At 42.7% G+C, this 17,132-nt stretch carries 25 protein-coding genes and 1 other RNA gene; 6 read left to right on the top strand and 20 right to left on the bottom strand.

The genetic code is table 11. The annotated features are described in order from the left end of the window. Positions 1–56: 56 nt before the first annotated feature. The 16 genes from rpsH to rpsJ form a co-directional block, all read right to left on the bottom strand. Positions 57–452 carry a 30S ribosomal protein S8 gene (gene rpsH, locus PHI47_RS13500; RefSeq protein ID WP_299938475.1) on the bottom strand — a complete coding sequence of 132 codons (396 nt, stop codon included), beginning with the start codon at positions 450–452 and terminating at the stop codon, positions 57–59. Positions 453–528: 76 nt separating this feature from the next. Next, positions 529–714, bottom strand: coding sequence for a type Z 30S ribosomal protein S14 (locus PHI47_RS13495; protein ID WP_294897312.1), 186 nt, complete (start codon positions 712–714; stop codon positions 529–531). Next, the gene (rplE, locus tag PHI47_RS13490; protein ID WP_294897314.1) at positions 714–1,259 is read right to left on the bottom strand and encodes a 50S ribosomal protein L5; all 546 of its coding nucleotides are present in this window, start codon (positions 1,257–1,259) and stop codon (positions 714–716) included. The genes PHI47_RS13495 and rplE overlap by 1 nt, the downstream gene beginning before the upstream one ends. 2 nt (positions 1,260–1,261) lie before the next feature. Then, positions 1,262–1,492, bottom strand: coding sequence for a 50S ribosomal protein L24 (gene rplX / locus PHI47_RS13485; protein WP_299925503.1), 231 nt, complete (start codon positions 1,490–1,492; stop codon positions 1,262–1,264). After that, entirely contained in the window at positions 1,492–1,860 is a 369-nt protein-coding gene (gene rplN / locus PHI47_RS13480) for a 50S ribosomal protein L14 (protein ID WP_299925500.1), read from the bottom strand. The genes rplX and rplN overlap by 1 nt, the downstream gene beginning before the upstream one ends. Continuing rightward, the gene (gene rpsQ, locus PHI47_RS13475; RefSeq protein WP_299938473.1) at positions 1,857–2,108 is read right to left on the bottom strand and encodes a 30S ribosomal protein S17; all 252 of its coding nucleotides are present in this window, start codon (positions 2,106–2,108) and stop codon (positions 1,857–1,859) included. Before rpsQ ends, rplN begins: the two co-directional genes overlap by 4 nt. Positions 2,109–2,118: 10 nt before the next feature. Beyond that, entirely contained in the window at positions 2,119–2,304 is a 186-nt protein-coding gene (gene rpmC, locus PHI47_RS13470; protein ID WP_015652601.1) for a 50S ribosomal protein L29, read from the bottom strand. Beyond that, positions 2,291–2,716, bottom strand: a complete 426-nt coding sequence (gene rplP, locus PHI47_RS13465; protein ID WP_015652600.1) for a 50S ribosomal protein L16 — start codon at positions 2,714–2,716, stop codon at positions 2,291–2,293. The genes rpmC and rplP overlap by 14 nt, the downstream gene beginning before the upstream one ends. Positions 2,717–2,718: 2 nt before the next feature. Further along, positions 2,719–3,429: a 30S ribosomal protein S3 gene (gene rpsC, locus PHI47_RS13460; protein ID WP_299938470.1), complete on the bottom strand. Its 711-nt coding sequence runs from the start codon at positions 3,427–3,429 to the stop codon at positions 2,719–2,721. 2 nt (positions 3,430–3,431) lie between these two features. Then, a complete protein-coding gene (gene rplV / locus PHI47_RS13455) occupies positions 3,432–3,749 on the bottom strand; it encodes a 50S ribosomal protein L22 (protein ID WP_295012830.1) in 318 nt (105 codons plus the stop codon). Positions 3,750–3,758: 9 nt separating this feature from the next. Further along, positions 3,759–4,040, bottom strand: a complete 282-nt coding sequence (rpsS, locus tag PHI47_RS13450) for a 30S ribosomal protein S19 (protein ID WP_295062901.1) — start codon at positions 4,038–4,040, stop codon at positions 3,759–3,761. Positions 4,041–4,043: 3 nt separating this feature from the next. Beyond that, positions 4,044–4,883 (bottom strand): 50S ribosomal protein L2, encoded by an 840-nt coding sequence (gene rplB, locus PHI47_RS13445; RefSeq protein ID WP_299938467.1) that lies wholly within the window; start codon positions 4,881–4,883, stop codon positions 4,044–4,046. A gap of 1 nt (position 4,884) precedes the next feature. Then, positions 4,885–5,166: a 50S ribosomal protein L23 gene (locus PHI47_RS13440; protein WP_015652595.1), complete on the bottom strand. Its 282-nt coding sequence runs from the start codon at positions 5,164–5,166 to the stop codon at positions 4,885–4,887. A gap of 1 nt (position 5,167) precedes the next feature. Further along, on the bottom strand, positions 5,168–5,782 hold the full coding sequence (gene rplD, locus PHI47_RS13435; protein WP_299938477.1) for a 50S ribosomal protein L4: 615 nt from the start codon (positions 5,780–5,782) through the stop codon (positions 5,168–5,170). Continuing rightward, positions 5,779–6,354, bottom strand: a complete 576-nt coding sequence (gene rplC / locus PHI47_RS13430) for a 50S ribosomal protein L3 (RefSeq protein ID WP_299938456.1) — start codon at positions 6,352–6,354, stop codon at positions 5,779–5,781. The genes rplD and rplC overlap by 4 nt, the downstream gene beginning before the upstream one ends. A 10-nt stretch (positions 6,355–6,364) precedes the next feature. Next, a complete protein-coding gene (rpsJ, locus tag PHI47_RS13425) occupies positions 6,365–6,676 on the bottom strand; it encodes a 30S ribosomal protein S10 (RefSeq protein ID WP_013459053.1) in 312 nt (103 codons plus the stop codon). A gap of 174 nt (positions 6,677–6,850) precedes the next feature. Between rpsJ and PHI47_RS13420 the strand changes: the two genes are divergently transcribed. After that, positions 6,851–7,918, top strand: a complete 1,068-nt coding sequence (locus PHI47_RS13420) for an ATP-binding protein (RefSeq protein ID WP_299938454.1) — start codon at positions 6,851–6,853, stop codon at positions 7,916–7,918. Here PHI47_RS13420 and PHI47_RS13415 read toward each other — a convergent pair. Further along, on the bottom strand, positions 7,915–8,577 hold the full coding sequence (locus tag PHI47_RS13415; RefSeq protein ID WP_299938451.1) for a TIGR04219 family outer membrane beta-barrel protein: 663 nt from the start codon (positions 8,575–8,577) through the stop codon (positions 7,915–7,917). The genes PHI47_RS13420 and PHI47_RS13415 overlap by 4 nt on opposite strands. Before the next feature lie 88 nt (positions 8,578–8,665). Between PHI47_RS13415 and PHI47_RS13410 the strand changes: the two genes are divergently transcribed. Then, complete coding sequence (locus PHI47_RS13410; RefSeq protein WP_299938448.1) at positions 8,666–9,214, top strand: ribonuclease HII; 549 nt, start codon at positions 8,666–8,668, stop codon at positions 9,212–9,214. A gap of 53 nt (positions 9,215–9,267) precedes the next feature. Here PHI47_RS13410 and PHI47_RS13405 read toward each other — a convergent pair whose 3' ends face one another. Continuing rightward, a complete protein-coding gene (locus tag PHI47_RS13405) occupies positions 9,268–11,952 on the bottom strand; it encodes a M10 family metallopeptidase (protein ID WP_299938446.1) in 2,685 nt (894 codons plus the stop codon). 182 nt (positions 11,953–12,134) lie between these two features. Between PHI47_RS13405 and PHI47_RS13400 the strand changes: the two genes are divergently transcribed. Then, positions 12,135–12,362 carry a hypothetical protein gene (locus PHI47_RS13400; protein ID WP_299938443.1) on the top strand — a complete coding sequence of 76 codons (228 nt, stop codon included), beginning with the start codon at positions 12,135–12,137 and terminating at the stop codon, positions 12,360–12,362. Between the two features lie 3 nt (positions 12,363–12,365). Here the strand turns inward: PHI47_RS13400 and PHI47_RS13395 are convergent, their stop codons facing one another. Then, positions 12,366–13,178 carry an HDOD domain-containing protein gene (locus tag PHI47_RS13395; RefSeq protein WP_299938440.1) on the bottom strand — a complete coding sequence of 271 codons (813 nt, stop codon included), beginning with the start codon at positions 13,176–13,178 and terminating at the stop codon, positions 12,366–12,368. Positions 13,179–13,312: 134 nt separating this feature from the next. Next, positions 13,313–13,410, bottom strand: an RNA gene (gene ffs, locus PHI47_RS13390) — signal recognition particle sRNA small type. 134 nt (positions 13,411–13,544) lie between these two features. On the opposite strand from ffs, the gene fliD reads away from it, so the two are divergent. Genes fliD through pseC form a run of 3 tightly spaced genes read left to right on the top strand, consistent with a single transcriptional unit; the run spans position 13,545 to position 17,128 of the window. Beyond that, entirely contained in the window at positions 13,545–14,945 is a 1,401-nt protein-coding gene (gene fliD, locus PHI47_RS13385; protein WP_299938438.1) for a flagellar filament capping protein FliD, read from the top strand. 51 nt (positions 14,946–14,996) lie between these two features. Next, on the top strand, positions 14,997–16,004 hold the full coding sequence (gene pseB / locus PHI47_RS13380) for a UDP-N-acetylglucosamine 4,6-dehydratase (inverting) (protein WP_299938435.1): 1,008 nt from the start codon (positions 14,997–14,999) through the stop codon (positions 16,002–16,004). Continuing rightward, the gene (gene pseC, locus PHI47_RS13375) at positions 16,001–17,128 is read left to right on the top strand and encodes a UDP-4-amino-4,6-dideoxy-N-acetyl-beta-L-altrosamine transaminase (protein ID WP_299938432.1); all 1,128 of its coding nucleotides are present in this window, start codon (positions 16,001–16,003) and stop codon (positions 17,126–17,128) included. Before pseB ends, pseC begins: the two co-directional genes overlap by 4 nt. The last annotated feature ends 4 nt before the right edge of the window (positions 17,129–17,132 follow it).

Below are 17,132 nucleotides of genomic sequence, written 5' to 3'. Positions count from 1 at the left end.
TTTACATCAGTTGGGACAGAAATAGGAAGTTTTCCAATACGTGACATCTTATCTCCTTACCAAATTGTACAAAGGACTTCACCGCCAACGCCAAGCTCGAATGCTTTATCGTTAGGAAGAACCCCTTTTGAACTGCTGACGATGATGGTACCGTAACCGTTTTTGAAACGTTTTAGCTCATCTTTGCCTTTGTAAACACGACGTCCCGGTTTAGAGACACGTTTTACTTCACTAATAACTGTACGACCGTTTTCGTCGTATTTTAAAACTACATTGATTGTTTTTTTAACGCCGTCTTCAACAACATTAAAACTTTCGATGTAGCCTTTATCAGCCAAAATTGCAACAACTGCTTCCACTACTTTTGAGTGAACCAAAGTTGTTACGTCCAATCTGCGCATTGCAGCATTACGAATACGAGTCAACGAATCCGCGATCAAATCATTAATCATTTATTTTCCTTATCTAATCATTAGGAGTTTCTTGCCAGGTAAAACGCCGAGGGAGCTAAGCACCCTCTCCGTGTTTTTACCAAGAAGACTTTCTAACGCCTGGGATTAACCCTTCGTTCGCCATTTTACGGAAGCAAACGCGACAAATTCCGAAATCGCTGATAACAGAGTGCGGACGACCGCAAATCTGACAACGAGTATACGCGCGAACAGCGAACTTTGGAGTTCGTTGTTGTTTAGCGATCATTGACTTTTTAGCCATTATTCTCTCCCTTTAGCAAACGGCATACCGATCATTTCAAGAAGCTTGAACGCATCCTTGTCTGCTGTAGCGCTTGTTACCACTGTGATGTTCATCCCGTGGATTTGCATAATTGAATCGTAATCAACTTCCGGGAAAATCAACTGCTCGGTCAAACCGAAGTTGTAGTTACCGCGACCGTCAAAACCGTTACGTGGAATACCACGGAAGTCTTTAACACGTGGAAGTGATACAGAGATCAATTTATCCATGAAATCGTACATTTGAGCACCGCGTAGTGTAACTTTAACACCAACCGGCATCCCTTCACGTACTTTAAAACCAGCAACTGATTTACGAGCAACTACTACAGATGCGCGTTGACCAGCGATGTTGCTGATTGTATCTTGGATACTTTGGATCAATTTGTTGTCTTTCATGGCAAAACCACAACCGACAGAGATGATCACTTTTTCAAGAGCTGGAACTTGCATTACATTTGCAATTCCGAGTGCTGTTTGAAGCTCTGGCTTAAGAGCCAAATATTTATCTTTTAGTCGTGCCATGATTACGCCTCAACTTTACGGACATTTGATGCATCAACAGGCATTTCTTTGCTCAAGAATCCGCCTTGTGGATTTTGCTCGCTAGGTTTGATCGCTTTTTTAGCAATGCGAACACCCTTAACGATTACTTTATTTTTCTTAGGCATAACTTGAAGCAATTCTGCTTTAGTACCTTTGTCATCACCGGCGATCACTTCAACAATGTCGCCTTTTTTGAAATTAAATTTTGCCATCATACAACCTCTGGAGCAAGTGATACGATTTTCATGAAACCTGCGTAACGAACTTCACGGCTTACAGGTCCGAAAATACGTGTACCAATCGGCTCACGTTTTTTATCAAGGATTACGGCTGCATTTTCGTCGAAACGGATAAGTGAACCGTTTTCACGGTGAACCTCTTTTTTCGTACGAACAACAACTGCTGTAACTACTTGACCTTTTTTGATCTTACCGGTTGGAGCCGCTTTTTTAACAGAAGCGATGATAACATCACCTACTGTCGCATAACGACGTTTTGAACCGCCAAGAACCTTGATACACATGATCTCTTTCGCACCTGTGTTATCGGCTACTGCTAAACGAGTAAAACTTTGAATCATACGTTCGCTCCTTTAACCAGAGTTTTAAGGCGGAACGATTTACTTTTAGAAAGTGGACGACACTCGATCGCGATCACTTCATCACCAATGTTAAGTTGGTTGTTTTCGTCATGAATCATGTATTTTTTGAAACGTTTTACCGTTTTGTGGTAACGTGGGTGCATAACACGGCGCTCAACAACGATAGTTGCTGTTTTTTCGCCTGCTTTTGTAACTACGATACCTTGAATTTCACGTTTATGTGTCATAGCTCTGCCCTTACTTCACTGCGTTCATAGCAGTGTTAATGCGTGCAATGTCTTTTTTCGCCGTGCGAAGTTCGCTCGTGTTAGTCAATTGCATCATTTTTTGCTTAATTTTCAAAGTGAAAAGCTCAATTTTTTTCTCTTTGAGCATACCTTGAAGTTCAGCAGCTGTTTTGTCGTTCAAATCAGTATATTTCATTGCTCATCTCCGCAGTTACAATTTTGGTTTTGAACGGAAGTTTTTGCATCGCAAGCGCTAATGCTTCACGTGCAAGAGTCTCTTCAACACCACCCATTTCAAAAATGATACGGCCTGGTTTGATGTTCATTACCCATTGGTCAACAGAACCTTTACCTTTACCCATACGCACTTCAAGTGGTTTGGCAGTCAATGGTTTAGCCGGGAACACGCGGATCCAGATTTTACCTTGACGTTTGATATGACGGTTTGCTGCAATACGAGCCGCTTCGATTTGACGGGAGTTAATACGTCCCGCTTCCGTTGCTTTGAATCCGATAGAACCGAAATCAAGTTTGTTGGCATTAGTAGCGTAACCACGGTTACGCCCTTTCATCATTTTACGATATTTCGTACGTTTAGGCATCAACATGATTAGTTAGCCTTTCGTCGTGGACGACGTTGTTGATCTTCGCCACGCTCTTCTTTAGATTCTTTTGCTTCTGGTTGGATACCTTTAGTGAGAACTTCACCTTTGAATACCCAAACTTTAATACCGATAACACCGTAAGTAGTGTGCGCTTCAGCAAAACCGTAATCGATTTTTGCACGAAGCGTATGCAACGGTACGCGACCTTCAAGGTACCATTCAGTACGAGCGATCTCAGCACCGCCAAGACGACCTGCTACTGAAACTTTAATACCTTTAGCCCCTGCACGTTGTGCATTTTGCATAACTTTTTTCATCGCACGGCGGAAAGCAACACGTTTTTCAAGTTGAGTCGCAACGTTTTCTGCAACGAGTTGTGCAGACGCTTGTGCTTTTTTCTCTTCTTTGATGTTAACGGCTACCGGTTTACCGATAAGGGTTTGAAGAGATTCTTTGATTTTTTCAATGTCAGAACCTTTCTTACCGATGATGATACCAGGACGAGCCGCGATGATCGTAACGCGAAGACGTTTCGCAGTACGCTCGATCACGATGTTGCTCACACCCGCGTAGTAGAGTTCTTTTTTCAAATAGGTACGGATTTTATGATCTTCACCAAGTGAAACCGCAGCTGTTTTAAAGTTAGGGAACCAACGAGATTCCCAGTTGCGGTTAATACCAAGACGAAGTCCGATAGGATTAACTTTATGACCCATAATTATTTACCCTCTACTTCTACCAAAATGTGTGCTGTTGGCTTACGGATTCCAGAAGCGGTACCACGTGCACGTTGAGTGAAACGTTTAAGTACCGGACCGTTATCAACGCGGCATGATTTAACAATACAATCCTGCGCATCGATACCGCTATTAGCTACTGCTGACGCAACCACTTTAGCGATGATTTTAGCCGCTTTGTTTGGAGTAAACTCCAATGCAGCCATTGCTTGCTCTGCATTCATTCCTTGAACTTCGCGAGCGATCAAACGAGATTTAGTCGGAGATACGCGAACGAATTTTAATAGTGCTCTTGCCATATCTCTTCCTTATTTCCCGATTTTCTTTTGTACAGAACCTTTATGGCCCTTAAACGTACGTGTTGGTGCAAATTCACCAAGTTTGTAACCAATGTGGTTTTCCGTTACGAAAACCGGTACAAACTGACGGCCATTATGGACGGTAAACGTCAAACCGATCATATCTGGCAAAATCACACTACGGCGTGACCAAGTTTTGATAGGTTTGTTGCTTTTCGTCTCTTTGGCAGCAATCACTTTTTTCATAAGGTGTCCATCAACAAATGGTCCTTTTTTTACTGATCTAGCCATTATCTACCTCTTCGGATTGGATTTACGGCGAGTAATAATAAGTTTATCACTTGCTTTCTTCTTACGTGTTTTAGCACCTTTAGTCGGTTTACCCCATGGAGTAACCGGGTGACGTCCTGAATTCGTTTTACCTTCACCACCACCATGCGGGTGATCGATAGGGTTCATCGCAGAACCACGCGTTTGAGGACGGATACCCATATGACGTGTACGACCCGCTTTACCGAGAACGATGTTGATATACTCTTCGTTACCAACAGTACCGACAGTCGCCATACATTCACCAAGAACATAACGCATTTCGCTTGATGGAAGACGTACGGATACATACTTACCTTCACGACCCATGATTTGAGCAGATGTTCCAGCTGAACGGACGATTTGTCCGCCTTTACCCGGTTTAAGCTCAAGGTTATGAACAGTGGTTCCCACTGGGATATTCATCAATTTCATAGCGTTACCCGCTTTGATATCCAATCCGCTCTCAGCAGCCATAACGCTGTCACCGACAACCATACCTTTTGGTTGAAGGATATAACGTTTGTCACCGTCAACGTAGTTAATCAATGCGATACGACAGTTACGATATGGATCGTATTCAATCGCTGCAACAGTTCCGGCAACACCGAATTTGTTACGTTTGAAATCGATGATACGGTAAAGCTTTTTAGCTCCCGCTTCTTTATGACGTGATGTGATACGACCATTGTTGTTACGTCCAGCAGCTGCCGGAAGTTTAATCAACAAAGAACGAACAGACGCTTTTGCCGTGATGTCCGAGTTGTCAACGTTAGTATAAAAACGTCGGCTCGGGGTGGTTGGTTTATACGTTTTGATCGCCATATTACACCGCCAAACTATCGATTTGTGCGCCTTCTGGCAATTTCACATAGAACTTTTTAAAGTCATTTTGTTTGCCAGCAAGACCACGGAAACGTTTAACTTTTCCGCTTTGGTTTAATGAGTTTACGCGAGCCGGAACGATTCCGAAATACTCTCTAAACACCTCTTTAAGAGCGTTCTTTGTCATACGTGGAGACGTTTGAACAACGATAACACCCTCTTCTTGAAGACCAAGGGTCTTCTCTGTATACAGGATTGATTTGATATCAGTAATATCTGCCATCTTAGCTCTCTTTAGTCAGATTTTCCCATACCGCTTTTTCGATAACCACCGAACGGTATGTCGCAGCCAAAAAGGCGTTGAGTTCATTCTCTTCTACAACGTATGTAGAAGCAATGTTACGGAATGCAAGATAGGTATTCTCATCGAGAATCTTTTTCACCAACAACGCATCACGAACATTCAATGCATTGAACAACGCCAATGCGTCTTTTGTTTTACCAGTTGGAACTTCAATCGAATCAACGATGAACAATTTTCCAGCTGTAGCCAAAGCATCCAATGCACATTTAAGTGCAAGTTTCTTTTGCTTTTTATTGATTTTTTGATCGTAGTTACGACCTGTGTTTGGACCATGTGCAATCGCACCGCCAACAAAGATTGGTGAACGACGTGAACCGGCACGTGCGCCACCTTTACCTTTTTGAGCCCATGGTTTTTTACCACCACCGTTAATAGTCGAGCGAGTTTTTACAGACGCTGTATTAGAACGGATACTTGCTTGATACGATTTAACGTACAAGTATAGGTTGTGGGTATTGATACCGCTGAAGCTCTCAGGCAATGCCAATTCAGAGGCTTTTTCGAATTTTTCGTTCAGTACAATCGCGCTCATTATTTAACAACCTTTACTCGACCTAGTGCACCGTTAGCGCCTGGGATTGAACCCACAACAACCAACACACCGTTTTCTGCGTCGTATGACATTACTTCATTTTTAACAGTAACTTGCTCGTTACCGTAGTGACCTGACATTTTACGCCCTTTTTGGACTTTACCAGGCCATTCGCGGTTACCGATAGATCCACCAGTACGGTGAAAACGGTGACCGTGTGCGCCAGGTCCGCCGGCAAAATTCCAACGTTTCATAACGCCGGTAAAACCGCGACCTTTAGTGTTGAAAGACGATTTAACCGTTTTAGCGTCTGCCAAAGGAGCCATATCCAAATCACCGGCTTCGGTGTTTGCAACTTCCAATGTAGCGAATTTGTTGAATTCAGCAGAAAGATTATATTTCTTTTGTTGACCTTCAACCGGTTTGTTCATCGATTTGCCTTGGCTGTATGCAACAAGTGCAACGCCATCATTCACTTCACAAACTTTCATCTCTTTTACTTTTAAAAGAGTTACTACTTTGCTCGGAACGCTGATAGTTCGGCTCATGCCGATTTTTTCTACAATGTATTCCACACCCTACTCCTTACTTGTCCATAGAGCGAACTTCTACGTCCACTTCCGGAGCCAAGTCAAGCTTCATCAACGAATCAACTGTATCTGGCGTAGCCGACACGATGTCGATCAAACGTGCGTGCATACGAATCTCAAATTGCTCACGAGAGTCTTTATTGACGTGCGGAGATTTAAGAACCGTATATTTACGAATCTTGGTTGGCAAAGGGATTGGGCCGCGAATTTCCGCACCCGTTCGCTTTACAGCTTCAACGATAGAGGCAACTGAACGATCAAGTACACGATGATCGTAGGCTCTAAGTTTTAAACGAATTTTTTCCATAATGTTTTCCTTAGATAAAAGAACTCGTCAGATCTTGTCTGACTATATAAGGCGGCGAAATTATACTGACATATCCGCTCAGGGTCAAGGATTTTAGGGGTAAAAAACATATCAAGCGTTAAATTTACTTCCTTATAACAAGGAAGCTATATTTTTTAGGGTATCATTTCAGGTATGAATACCTTATTAGACGAGTACTATCGCTATGATTTGCACAATAGTGGATTTATTGAACGCAAGCAATCGATTCATGAAGAAAATACCCTTATATGCGGTATAGCACAATCCGGCAAAACCGCTCTCATTAAAAGCTATCTCCTCACGCATAAGAAATCAATCTACCTATATCTTGACTGCCGGGACTGCCGTCTCGATGTCAAAGAGCTAAATGCCTCCTTAAAAGTATTTTGTCGAGAGAATAAGATTTCTATCCTCGCGCTGGACAACTACTATGATGCCATAGACCTTTTTGAGATCGATCAAATTATCCTCTCATGCGAAGAGCCGCTCGAATTTCCTTATCGTATTATTAACCTTGGATTGCTCGATTATGAAGAGTTTTTGGCGTTTGAAACCAAATTCGACGGTACAGCACTCAACCATTTTTTTCAGCTGGGTGGATTTCCGGCAATGCACAAAATAGCAAGTGAAGATCGAGTTCTTTACCTCCAAAGTATTTTAAACCGTGCATTGGAACCAATCGAGTTCTCTATTCTTTCACAAGCTTCCAAAATGGTAACGCAAAAAGTATCTGCATTTAACCTGTACGAACGACTCAAGGGTGAGCGTAAAATTTCCAAGGACAAACTCTATATCCACCTGCAATCACTCTTTGATCGCGGCTACCTAAAATCACTGGGTAAATTCAACCATCCCAGTGCCGTTAAAAAACTCTACTTGTGCGATATCGCCATCAAACATGCCCTCGTCATACAAAAACATTTCGGACGTATTTTTGAGAATCTCGTTTTCTCAGAACTTGATAAACACCATCTTGAGTGTTATTACGATGAAGGGATCGATTTTTACCTTCCGCAGCGGGGGCAAATCATTATAGCCTCGCCGTTTGCAAATGAGCATGCACTCTTTAAGAAGGTAGAATCATTGGAGGGATTTATCGTCTCGAACCGCGTTCGTGAAGTGATCGTCGTGACGATGAATCTAGAGAGTACCCTCTCTCATCCGGTCTCACGCATTGAGATGATCCCGTTTGAGCGATGGGCATTGGGAGAAGATACTTAGAAACGATAATTCAAACCGACGAACGGTCCTTGAAAGGTTGTATCGGCATTTATATTAAAATGATCGCTGATTTGAAGAGATTCATAGCGATACCCAGCTTGAGCAGCAAATCCTTGCGCAATCTTCCAACTGGCTTTAATCCGCGCATCGGTCAATGAATCCCCATTGTATTCCATATATTTCATACTCCCTTCCAATGAAAGAGGAGAGAGTGGAGGGGTGATACCCACACCCAAGTAACCCATCGGGATCACCTCTTTGAAGGATTGATTGTCGGTTCCTTCAATTTTCCCCTCCAGAACTTTAAATGTCATACCGATATCCAGATCGATTACATTATCCACAAGTTCATAATATGGCGTAATATCAACTTGATCCAGCGACACTTTACTAACCGTAGCACCATCCAAACCGCTAAATGAGATTTCAGGGGTTAGATCAACCCGTAAATTTGGAATCAACGGGGCAGGATGTTCAAAATAAATTCCCACTTGATACCCTGATTCTTCATCGCTTCCAAAATGAGTCTGGGTTGTTTTATAGTTAAAATCTCCACTTGCGGTAGGGTTATAATAATCAACCTCTGCACCAAAACCCAAAATGGTGGCGGCTGATGCCGTAACTGATGCCAAACACAGCGCTAAAAATACTGATCTCATCCTTGTAAAATCCTTTTTTTGAGAATGATACCCTATTTAGTATGAACGCTTTCGCTACAATATCAATAATTTTAACGATGGACGGATTATGAATCTTTGCGGAATCGATGAAGCAGGACGCGGACCTCTGGCTGGACCGCTTACCATCGCCGGAGTTATTTTACATCAACCGATAGCCGGTCTGAATGACTCTAAAAAGCTCACTGAGAGAAAAAGGGAAGCCCTCTATGATCTTATTTGTGAAAACTCTACCTATCATATTGCAAGGTTCACTGCGGAACAGATTGATGAACTGGGGCTATCGGCATGTTTGGCAGCAGGACTGCGTGAAATTATGGCAACAATCGGGAAAGCCGATTATCTGTACGATGGAAATTCAAAATTCGGGGTAAGCGGGATTCGGACGATGGTAAAAGCCGATGCCACTATTCCCGAAGTCAGCGCCGCATCGATTTTGGCCAAAGTAACACGTGACCGTGAAATGGTGAAATTAAGCACCCTCTACCCTCAATTTGGATTTGAAGGACACAAAGGGTACGGCAGTGCAGCCCATATCGAAGCAATTCGTCAATATGGGTATTGTGAAATCCATCGTAAAACATTTAAATTAAAAGCGCTGCAGCCTTCGTTGTTTTAAGAAAGTTATTATCACAATTTACATTTCCCTTCTTTGCGTAGGCATATCCTTAATCACGAAACCATAAAATCGGCATTGCTGATAGAAGAGTGTGAGAGTGTACCTAGTATAGCGAATTGAAGGGCAGCAATGCTTCCGATTCCATCAGCATCATAGTACAAGGCACCGGTAGAGGTATTGTATAGGATGTAATCATTGGCATCAACAGCGGCACCTGAAGCACTAGCGACAAAGTTGCTTGCCGAGAGTGTACCTGTAGAGGTTAACGCAGTGAAGATTGCATTTTCCAATTGGATCGTATCATCAACTGCTGAGAAGTCGGTGATGGTGTCTTTATTGGTAGTTGCATTTAAGGTCGTGGTAAAGATAAAAATATCTTGCCCTGAGCCACCAATGAACGTATCATTGCCTAAACCGCCGTTGATAGTATCGTTACCGTTGAGTCCTCGAATTGAGTTGGATCCGCTATTGCCCAACAGCGTGTCGTTATGGTTTGAACCATCAAGGTTTTCAATCCCGACAATGGTATCGGTTCCGGCACCGACAGTGTTTTGGGCGGATGTTGTAGAAAGATCAACAGTGACACCTGAAGTATTGTAATAGTACGAGAGTCTATCTGCTCCACTTCCTCCATCGTAGAAGTCATTAACCGCTCCGCCACCTGCTAAGAGGTAGTCATTGCCATTCAATCCGTTTATTACATTACTAAAGCCATTGTCCCGAAGGGTGTCATTGTAATTAGAACCGTCAAGGTTTTCAATACTGACAATGGTATCGGTTCCGGCTCCGACGGTATTTTGGGCAGAGCTTAGGTAGAGGTTGACGGTTACACTGGCTGTCGAATAAATATAAGAGAGTGTATCGATTCCACCTCCAGCATCGTAACTGTCGTTGACTACACCACTGCCGGCTAGGAGTGTGTCATTGCCGCCTAGACTGCGAATAATATTGGAAGAACTATCGTCCCGGAGTGTGTCGTTATAGTTTGAACCATCAAGGTTTTCAATCCCGACAATGGTATCGGTTCCGGCACCGACAGTGTTTTGAGCAGATGTTGTAGAAAGATCAACAGTGACACCGGCTGTTGAATAGAGATAGGAGAGCTTATCCATTCCGCTTCCACCATCGTAACTGTCGTTGACTACACCGCTTCCGGCAAGGAGAATATCATCGCCATTGAGCCCTTTGACAACATTGGCTCCTCCATTGTCCCGAAGGGTATCATTATAATTGGAGCCATCAAGGTTTTCAATACCGACAATGGTATCGGTTCCGGCTCCGACGGTATTTTGTGCAGAGCTTAGCCAAAGATTAACTGATACACCGGTTGTAGCTGATGCAAATGATACAGTATCAATTCCTGTCCCTCCGTTAAGGGTATCATTACCCAATCCACCGTCAATAATATCGTTACCGTCTCCGCCGTTTAAAGTATCGTTGCCTATTCCGCCGTTGAGCATATTATTTCCATTATTCCCCGTAAGCGTGTCATTGTAGCTTGAGCCGATAATATTTTCAAAGTTTATAATCGTGTCCGTTCCTGCCCCTCCGGTAGCTTGAGCCGTGGTTAGGGCAAGATTTATAGTGATTCCTGAAGTTGTACCGGCGTAAGAGAGGTTATCATTTCCCAAACCGCCATCCATAGTATCATTACCTGCACCACCGTAGAGGGTATCATTACCGTCTCCGCCATCAAGGGTATCATTGCCTTCATTACCAGTCAACGTATTATTGACATTGTTACCGATAAGAATGTCCGCGCCAGAACCTCCAGTAGCATTTTCAATAATTGCTCCATACGCGATACCAAGATTATAGGATCCGTCAACCGTACTACTAATACCGTTTTGACTATAAAAACGAGTGGTTTGGATACTTGATAAACTCCCCTCATTGAGGTTAATCAGTGATCCACGGGTGGAATTAAAGACTGAAATGGTATCCGTGCCGCCGGCATCCCAAATAGTTGTTAAAAATGGCGCATAGGTATCAAAGGTATATATATCATCCGTTACATGGTAGGTAGTATTGGCTCCGTACATATACTGAATCGCTGCGATGTCATATATCATAGGTGTACTAGCAAATGGTTTAACCCAAGAAGAAGTTTGTGTGTCATACCACCAGTTGTTAGTTGGCTCGTTATACGACATAATAGAATATAGATTATTATCTAATGCACTCGGTAAAAAAGGACCTGTCTCTGATCCACTATAATTGCCAGGATGTTTTAATCCTAAACCGTGCCCTAGCTCATGTATTAATGCAGAAAAACCATATCCCTGCACAGAAAAATCCATATTGGTGCCTGATAAATTTGTAGAGATCCACACATCACCTCCATCAGCCCAATAAGCATTAGGATAGTAGCACCACCCCCACGTACCGGGAGAGGCTGCTACTTCCGATGAAAAACCAAATCGAATATCACCAACTTCTGTCCCAGTTTCAGCGATTTGCGTAAACTGAATGTTCGCAACATTCGCCCAGATTTTAAGTGCGGCGATTGCCGCTGTCTGCTGAGTTGCATTGAAACCATAATGGGTTGTTGCGGTAGGTTCTGAATACCCATAATCCCATAGTGCCGTCGTATTGGTTGTCCATGGAAAGCTAAATGTCAAAGAAACGCCATTTCCAATACTTCCTCCCCATTTTGTGCCACTAAGAAGCGCGTTTAGATTGGCATTACCCGATGCACCAACCGAAGAGACAGAAAAACCAGACAGATAACTGCTCATAGAACTATTCCTAAATAAAAAGAGATGTAATTCATAAGGAGTTATTTTATCACAAAGAGTGAAAAATAAATATTATTTAACACTTAAAATTTAAAATATAACCAAAAATATTTCAACTTAGATCATTTCAGCCAAGTTTATTTTAGAACCTCATTGTTATAATGGTTTAAAAAGAGAATAGTATGGTTTCCCTCACTCATATAGAAGCGGCTCTTGCTGCCGTCGATGCCGAAGTTAAAGTACTGCTGTACAATCAATCCCTATCGCTCAGTGAAAAAGATGAAAAGATGTTGCCCTTATTACGAGAAAGCAAGGTATTGAAACAAGCACATGAAGACTTATGTTATTTACGGGATAATCCGCCCAGCAGCCCAACTGGCTGCAAAGCGGGAAGTTATAGAGAAGATTGATTTTTAAGCGGCACTGCGGATTTTATCCACCGCTTCATCAAAGAGGTTCTGATTCATTCCATACTCTTCGATCAATTCACGGGCGTTTTTAAGTGTCGCGTCTGTGATCGTTCCTTCCAAACTGATCGCTTCTTTCGCTACTTTAAGGAATTTTGCCATCTCCTGAGTTTCAGGGTCTGATGCATCTTCAGGCTCATTCGCGAAACGGATCAAATGAACCAAATCAGGATCAAAATTCCAGCGGAAAAACAATGTCGCCGTCACATCTTCCGATTTGCTTCCGCAGGCGGCAATTTCAGATTTTTTTATGGATGTACCCTGTTGTAAATTATCACTCAACAGTGCACTTTGTTTTGACTCGATCAAATAACGGCTTATGACCACTTTGCCCAATTCTAATAAAAAAGAGGCCAAGGAGAGATGTCCTAACATGGAGCGATCTACTTTAGATACCCATCGGCTCACCAACGCATTTTGCAGTTGTGAACGTGCCAAATAGGTCTCTTTGGTCATTCCGTACGGAGAGAGATCAATATCCATACATGAATTTGCCGCAGACGCAATCGTAAATGTACGCACCGCTTCTTTTCCCAAAAGAGAAATCGCATGTGCAACATCCGTCACCGTTCGACTTAGCCCGTACATCGGCGAGTTAGCTGTTTTCAAAATATACGCAGTGATGATCGGATCATTTTTAATCGCATTTGCCATATCATCCACCCCGCCCTCAGGATCATTAAAAACGGCTTCCACCTTTTTAACCGTTTCGGGCAGCATCGGGACATGCTCAATTTGTTCCATTAATTCAGATCTCATACGCTTCTCCAAAAATAAAAGTTTGTGACTATATTGAGATTATTATAGGGTAATGTACGCTAAATTTATTCTTTAAGTAGTCAATTTAAAATAGAATGTGATGAAAGTGTGAGAAAAAGGGGTAAAAAAAGGACTCCCCCCCAGATACCTGCGGCACAAAGCACATATAGGTGTGCTGCTGTATTCCTACCCTGACACGATGTCTGCATGCACTCTTGCACAGGTCTAGAGGAGAGAGGCGGAATTATACCAAACTGCGGACTTAAATGCAAGATGGTATCTTTTTTGCTTTTTACTATGAACCACTAAAACTTTAACAATTTCAGTCGATATTGTGTGTACCTAATAGAAGTAAAAGGATTTACTATGTCAGTTAGCTCATTGGGAGCGGGGTCTGGTGTACTTACAGCTACAGTTATTGATCAGCTTAAAGCTGCCGATACAAAAGCAATCATCACTCCAATCGACAATAAAATTACTTTGCAAAAACAAAAAGACAGTGCCCTAAGCCTCTTAAGTAGCCTCTTAACAACGTTTAAATCGAGTGCCAGCAGTTTAGGAGACACCGCACTTTATCAAGAGCGCAGTGTAAGCGGGAATACTTCATCGGTGAGTGTTACGGCTAACTCAGGGGTAGCGGTACAATCATTTTCGGTTTCTAATACTCTAATGGCTTTAAACAATGTCAAAGAGTCAGGGCAATTTAGTTCTGGAAGCAACGCTATTGCGACAGGAACAGGAACTATGGCCCTTTCTGCGGGAGGGGTATCTTATTCAATCAATTATACTGCTTCAACCACCTTGGATTCTCTCAAAGATTCTATAAACAGTGTTGCCGGAGGGAGTGTAAAAGCATCCACATTGCAAGTGGGTGCCAATGATTATCGTCTCGTTCTGACATCGGTAAAAACAGGAGCAGATCAAACCATCAGCCTTACTGACTCCGTAGGTGGAGCGCTCGATACAAAATTGCTCGCCTACGATGTAACAACCAATCCAACAGGAATGCAAGAGATACAAGCTGCACGCGATGCAACGTTTAAATATAATGGTATCAGTATGACAAGAAGTAGCAATACTATTACCGATATTGTCCCGGGTATGACACTCAACCTGCTCGAAGACAGCGGGAGTGCCAATATTTCTATCGATCAGGATACGCAAGCGATCAGTGATGCATTGAGCTCATTTGTTTCCAGTTACAATACATTGACATCGCAGTTAACCAGCATGACAACTACCGATGTAGAAGCCGGAACCGTTGGTATCTTTAACGGGGATAATTCCATTAACACTATTACCCGTGAAATCAATCGGGTTGTTACCTCTGTCAGCAGCAGTGGGTTATCTCTCCCGCAATTTGGAATCGATCTGAGTGAAACGGGAACCATGAGTTTTAACTCCAGTACTTTTCTGACAAAATTCAAAGCAGACTCATCTGCATCAGAAGCTTTTTTCGCCGGTACCACTACAGTCGATAGCTATAATAACACGAACACCACGGATGGCGTTTTCACAAGTATGAATAATTTAATAGCACGATATACAGATTCGAACGGTATTATTAGCACACTAACAACCGGGTCAGCTACTGAGCTCAAAGCACTCAATACTAATAGAACACGTTCACAAGCGCTATTAGATGCACGATATGAAGCAATGACCGCGCGATTTGTTCAATACGACACCATCATGACTAAATTAACCAATCAATTTGCATCGCTAAAAACACAAATCAATATGGCAATCAACGGTACCAATAGTTAAAACTGGTATTAATTTTGCTTAGTTCTATCATCTAGGTTGATAGGACATGCAATGCTTAATGGGAAAAATATCCTCATCACCGGTGGAACCGGTAGTTTCGGCAAACAATTCGTCAAAACAATTTTAAAACACTATTCCCCCAATAAAATCATAATTTATTCCCGTGACGAACTGAAACAATATGAAATGGCGCAACGCTTTAACGATCCTTGTATGCGCTATTTTATTGGGGATGTTCGCGACCTCTCACGGCTAGAAAGTGCTATGAATGGAGTTGATTATGTCGTCCATGCCGCTGCACTTAAACATGTACCTATCGCCGAATATAACCCTATGGAATGTATCAAAACCAATATCAATGGCGCTCAAAATGTCATTGAAGCGTCGTTGCATTGCGGTGTCAGCAAAGTAATAGCCCTCTCCACCGATAAAGCCGCAAGCCCGATCAATCTCTATGGAGCTACAAAACTCGCATCCGATAAGCTCTTTGTCGCAGCCAATAACATCCGTGGAGGCAAAGACATCCGTTTTGCGGTCGTCCGTTACGGTAATGTTTTAGGCTCTCGCGGGTCTGTCGTCCCATTTTTCCAGAAACTGATTGAGCAAGGTGCGACTGAACTCCCGATCACCGATGATCGGATGACAAGGTTTTGGATTACCCTCCAAGAAGGGGTCGATTTTGTCCTCAAAAATTTCGAGCGTATGCATGGGGGAGAAATTTTTATCCCAAAAATCCCCTCCATGAAAGTAGTGGATGTCGCCAAAGCAATTGCTCCGCATCTGCCTCATAAAAATGTGGGGATTCGTCCGGGAGAAAAAATGCATGAAGTGATGTGTCCACGGGATGATTCCCATCTCACCCTCGAATTTCACGACCATTACGTCATTAAACCCTCTATCCAATTTACCGAAAATGCTGATTTTTCCAAAAATAATTGTGAAGAGATTGGAAAACTTGTGGAGTATGGATTCAAATACAGTTCCGAAACCAATCTCGATTGGCTGACTCCCGAAGCATTACTGGAAAAAATTGCTCTCACTCAAAGCGAAGAGAAATGATCCCCTACTCGACTCAATTTATCGAAGAGGATGATATTACCGCCGTTGTTGAAATTCTAAAAGGTTCTCATTTGACACAGGGTGCCAAAGTCGAGGAGTTTGAGGAAGCAATAGCCCATTATGTAGGAGCTCGATACTGTATCACTTTTAATTCGGCAACGTCCGCTTTATTAGGCGCGTATGCTGTCGCGGATCTCAAAGAAAACAATGAAATCATCACCACCCCGATCAGTTTCGTCGCTACCTCCAATATGGCCGTTGCATTGGCGGCAAAACCAATCTTTTGTGATGTAAAAATGGATGGAAATATCGATGAGACCCTCATCGAATCGCTCATTACTCCACAAACCCGTGCTATCGTTCCTGTTGATTTTGCCGGTAAACCGGTTGCGGTAGAGTCGATTAAAAGTATTGCAAAAAAACACGGACTTCTTGTCATTGAAGATGCTTCACATGCGCTGGGAAGCGACATCAACCACCAAAAAATCGGTTCGTTTGCCGATATGACCATTTTTAGTTTTCATGCGATCAAACCGATCACTACCGGTGAAGGTGGGGCAGTCGTTACAAATGACGAAACGTTTGCGTCGCGACTAAAACTCTTTCGTTCTCACGGTATTATCAAAAAGCAGTTATGGAACTCCGATATGGTCAGTCTTGGGCATAACTTCCGCCTAACCGAGTTCGCCGCAGCATTGGGGCTATCACAACTTCAGAAACTCGATCGCTTCATAAACGTACGGGAGCATATCGCTCGCTATTACGATGAACGATTCGAAAAGCATCCCCTTTTCACAACAATTACAATCCCTGATAACGAACAAAGTGCACGCCACCTCTATCCACTACTGCTAAACCCTGAACTTCACTGTGTCAAAGAGGAAATATTTACGGAGTTACAAACGCGTGGATTAGGGGTACAGGTTCACTATAAACCGATTTATCAAAACAGTTTTTATAAAGAGCGGTTTGGAGAGATCAGACTTCCCACTACCGAACTTTTTTACAAAAGCGAACTCTCCATCCCCTGCCATCAGAAAATGTCAATGGACGATGCTGTGAATGTCGCTGATATCGTACTCAATGTGATTGAAAAATATTCCTATCGCGGATGCAGTTTTTAAAGGA

Origin of the sequence: Sulfuricurvum sp. (genome assembly GCF_028713855.1) — a bacterium.
In the GTDB taxonomy this organism is placed as follows: Bacteria; Campylobacterota; Campylobacteria; order Campylobacterales; family Sulfurimonadaceae; genus Sulfuricurvum.
The sequence above is the reverse complement of the archived record's forward strand: the minus strand, read 5'-3'. Positions and strand labels throughout refer to the sequence as shown.

Excerpts from the sequence above, each read along its gene's own strand:
- rpsQ (WP_299938473.1), bottom strand. The coding sequence starts at position 2,108 with ATGACACATAAACGTGAAATTCAAGGTATCGTAGTTACAAAAGCAGGC.
- rpsJ (WP_013459053.1), bottom strand. The coding sequence starts at position 6,676 with ATGGAAAAAATTCGTTTAAAACTTAGAGCCTACGATCATCGTGTACTT.
- fliD (WP_299938438.1), top strand. The coding sequence starts at position 13,545 with ATGTCAGTTAGCTCATTGGGAGCGGGGTCTGGTGTACTTACAGCTACA.
- rplB (WP_299938467.1), bottom strand. The coding sequence starts at position 4,883 with ATGGCGATCAAAACGTATAAACCAACCACCCCGAGCCGACGTTTTTAT.
- rplX (WP_299925503.1), bottom strand. The coding sequence starts at position 1,492 with ATGGCAAAATTTAATTTCAAAAAAGGCGACATTGTTGAAGTGATCGCC.
- rpsC (WP_299938470.1), bottom strand. The coding sequence starts at position 3,429 with ATGGGTCATAAAGTTAATCCTATCGGACTTCGTCTTGGTATTAACCGC.
- PHI47_RS13395 (WP_299938440.1), bottom strand. The coding sequence starts at position 13,178 with ATGAGATCTGAATTAATGGAACAAATTGAGCATGTCCCGATGCTGCCC.
- PHI47_RS13400 (WP_299938443.1), top strand. The coding sequence starts at position 12,135 with ATGGTTTCCCTCACTCATATAGAAGCGGCTCTTGCTGCCGTCGATGCC.
- PHI47_RS13410 (WP_299938448.1), top strand. The coding sequence starts at position 8,666 with ATGAATCTTTGCGGAATCGATGAAGCAGGACGCGGACCTCTGGCTGGA.
- PHI47_RS13420 (WP_299938454.1), top strand. The coding sequence starts at position 6,851 with ATGAATACCTTATTAGACGAGTACTATCGCTATGATTTGCACAATAGT.
- rpsH (WP_299938475.1), bottom strand. The coding sequence starts at position 452 with ATGATTAATGATTTGATCGCGGATTCGTTGACTCGTATTCGTAATGCT.
- PHI47_RS13495 (WP_294897312.1), bottom strand. The coding sequence starts at position 714 with ATGGCTAAAAAGTCAATGATCGCTAAACAACAACGAACTCCAAAGTTC.
- PHI47_RS13440 (WP_015652595.1), bottom strand. The coding sequence starts at position 5,166 with ATGGCAGATATTACTGATATCAAATCAATCCTGTATACAGAGAAGACC.
- rpmC (WP_015652601.1), bottom strand. The coding sequence starts at position 2,304 with ATGAAATATACTGATTTGAACGACAAAACAGCTGCTGAACTTCAAGGT.
- rplN (WP_299925500.1), bottom strand. The coding sequence starts at position 1,860 with ATGATTCAAAGTTTTACTCGTTTAGCAGTAGCCGATAACACAGGTGCG.
- PHI47_RS13405 (WP_299938446.1), bottom strand. The coding sequence starts at position 11,952 with ATGAGCAGTTATCTGTCTGGTTTTTCTGTCTCTTCGGTTGGTGCATCG.
- rplE (WP_294897314.1), bottom strand. The coding sequence starts at position 1,259 with ATGGCACGACTAAAAGATAAATATTTGGCTCTTAAGCCAGAGCTTCAA.
- pseB (WP_299938435.1), top strand. The coding sequence starts at position 14,997 with ATGCTTAATGGGAAAAATATCCTCATCACCGGTGGAACCGGTAGTTTC.
- pseC (WP_299938432.1), top strand. The coding sequence starts at position 16,001 with ATGATCCCCTACTCGACTCAATTTATCGAAGAGGATGATATTACCGCC.
- rplV (WP_295012830.1), bottom strand. The coding sequence starts at position 3,749 with ATGGCAAGAGCACTATTAAAATTCGTTCGCGTATCTCCGACTAAATCT.
- rplP (WP_015652600.1), bottom strand. The coding sequence starts at position 2,716 with ATGTTGATGCCTAAACGTACGAAATATCGTAAAATGATGAAAGGGCGT.
- rpsS (WP_295062901.1), bottom strand. The coding sequence starts at position 4,040 with ATGGCTAGATCAGTAAAAAAAGGACCATTTGTTGATGGACACCTTATG.
- PHI47_RS13415 (WP_299938451.1), bottom strand. The coding sequence starts at position 8,577 with ATGAGATCAGTATTTTTAGCGCTGTGTTTGGCATCAGTTACGGCATCA.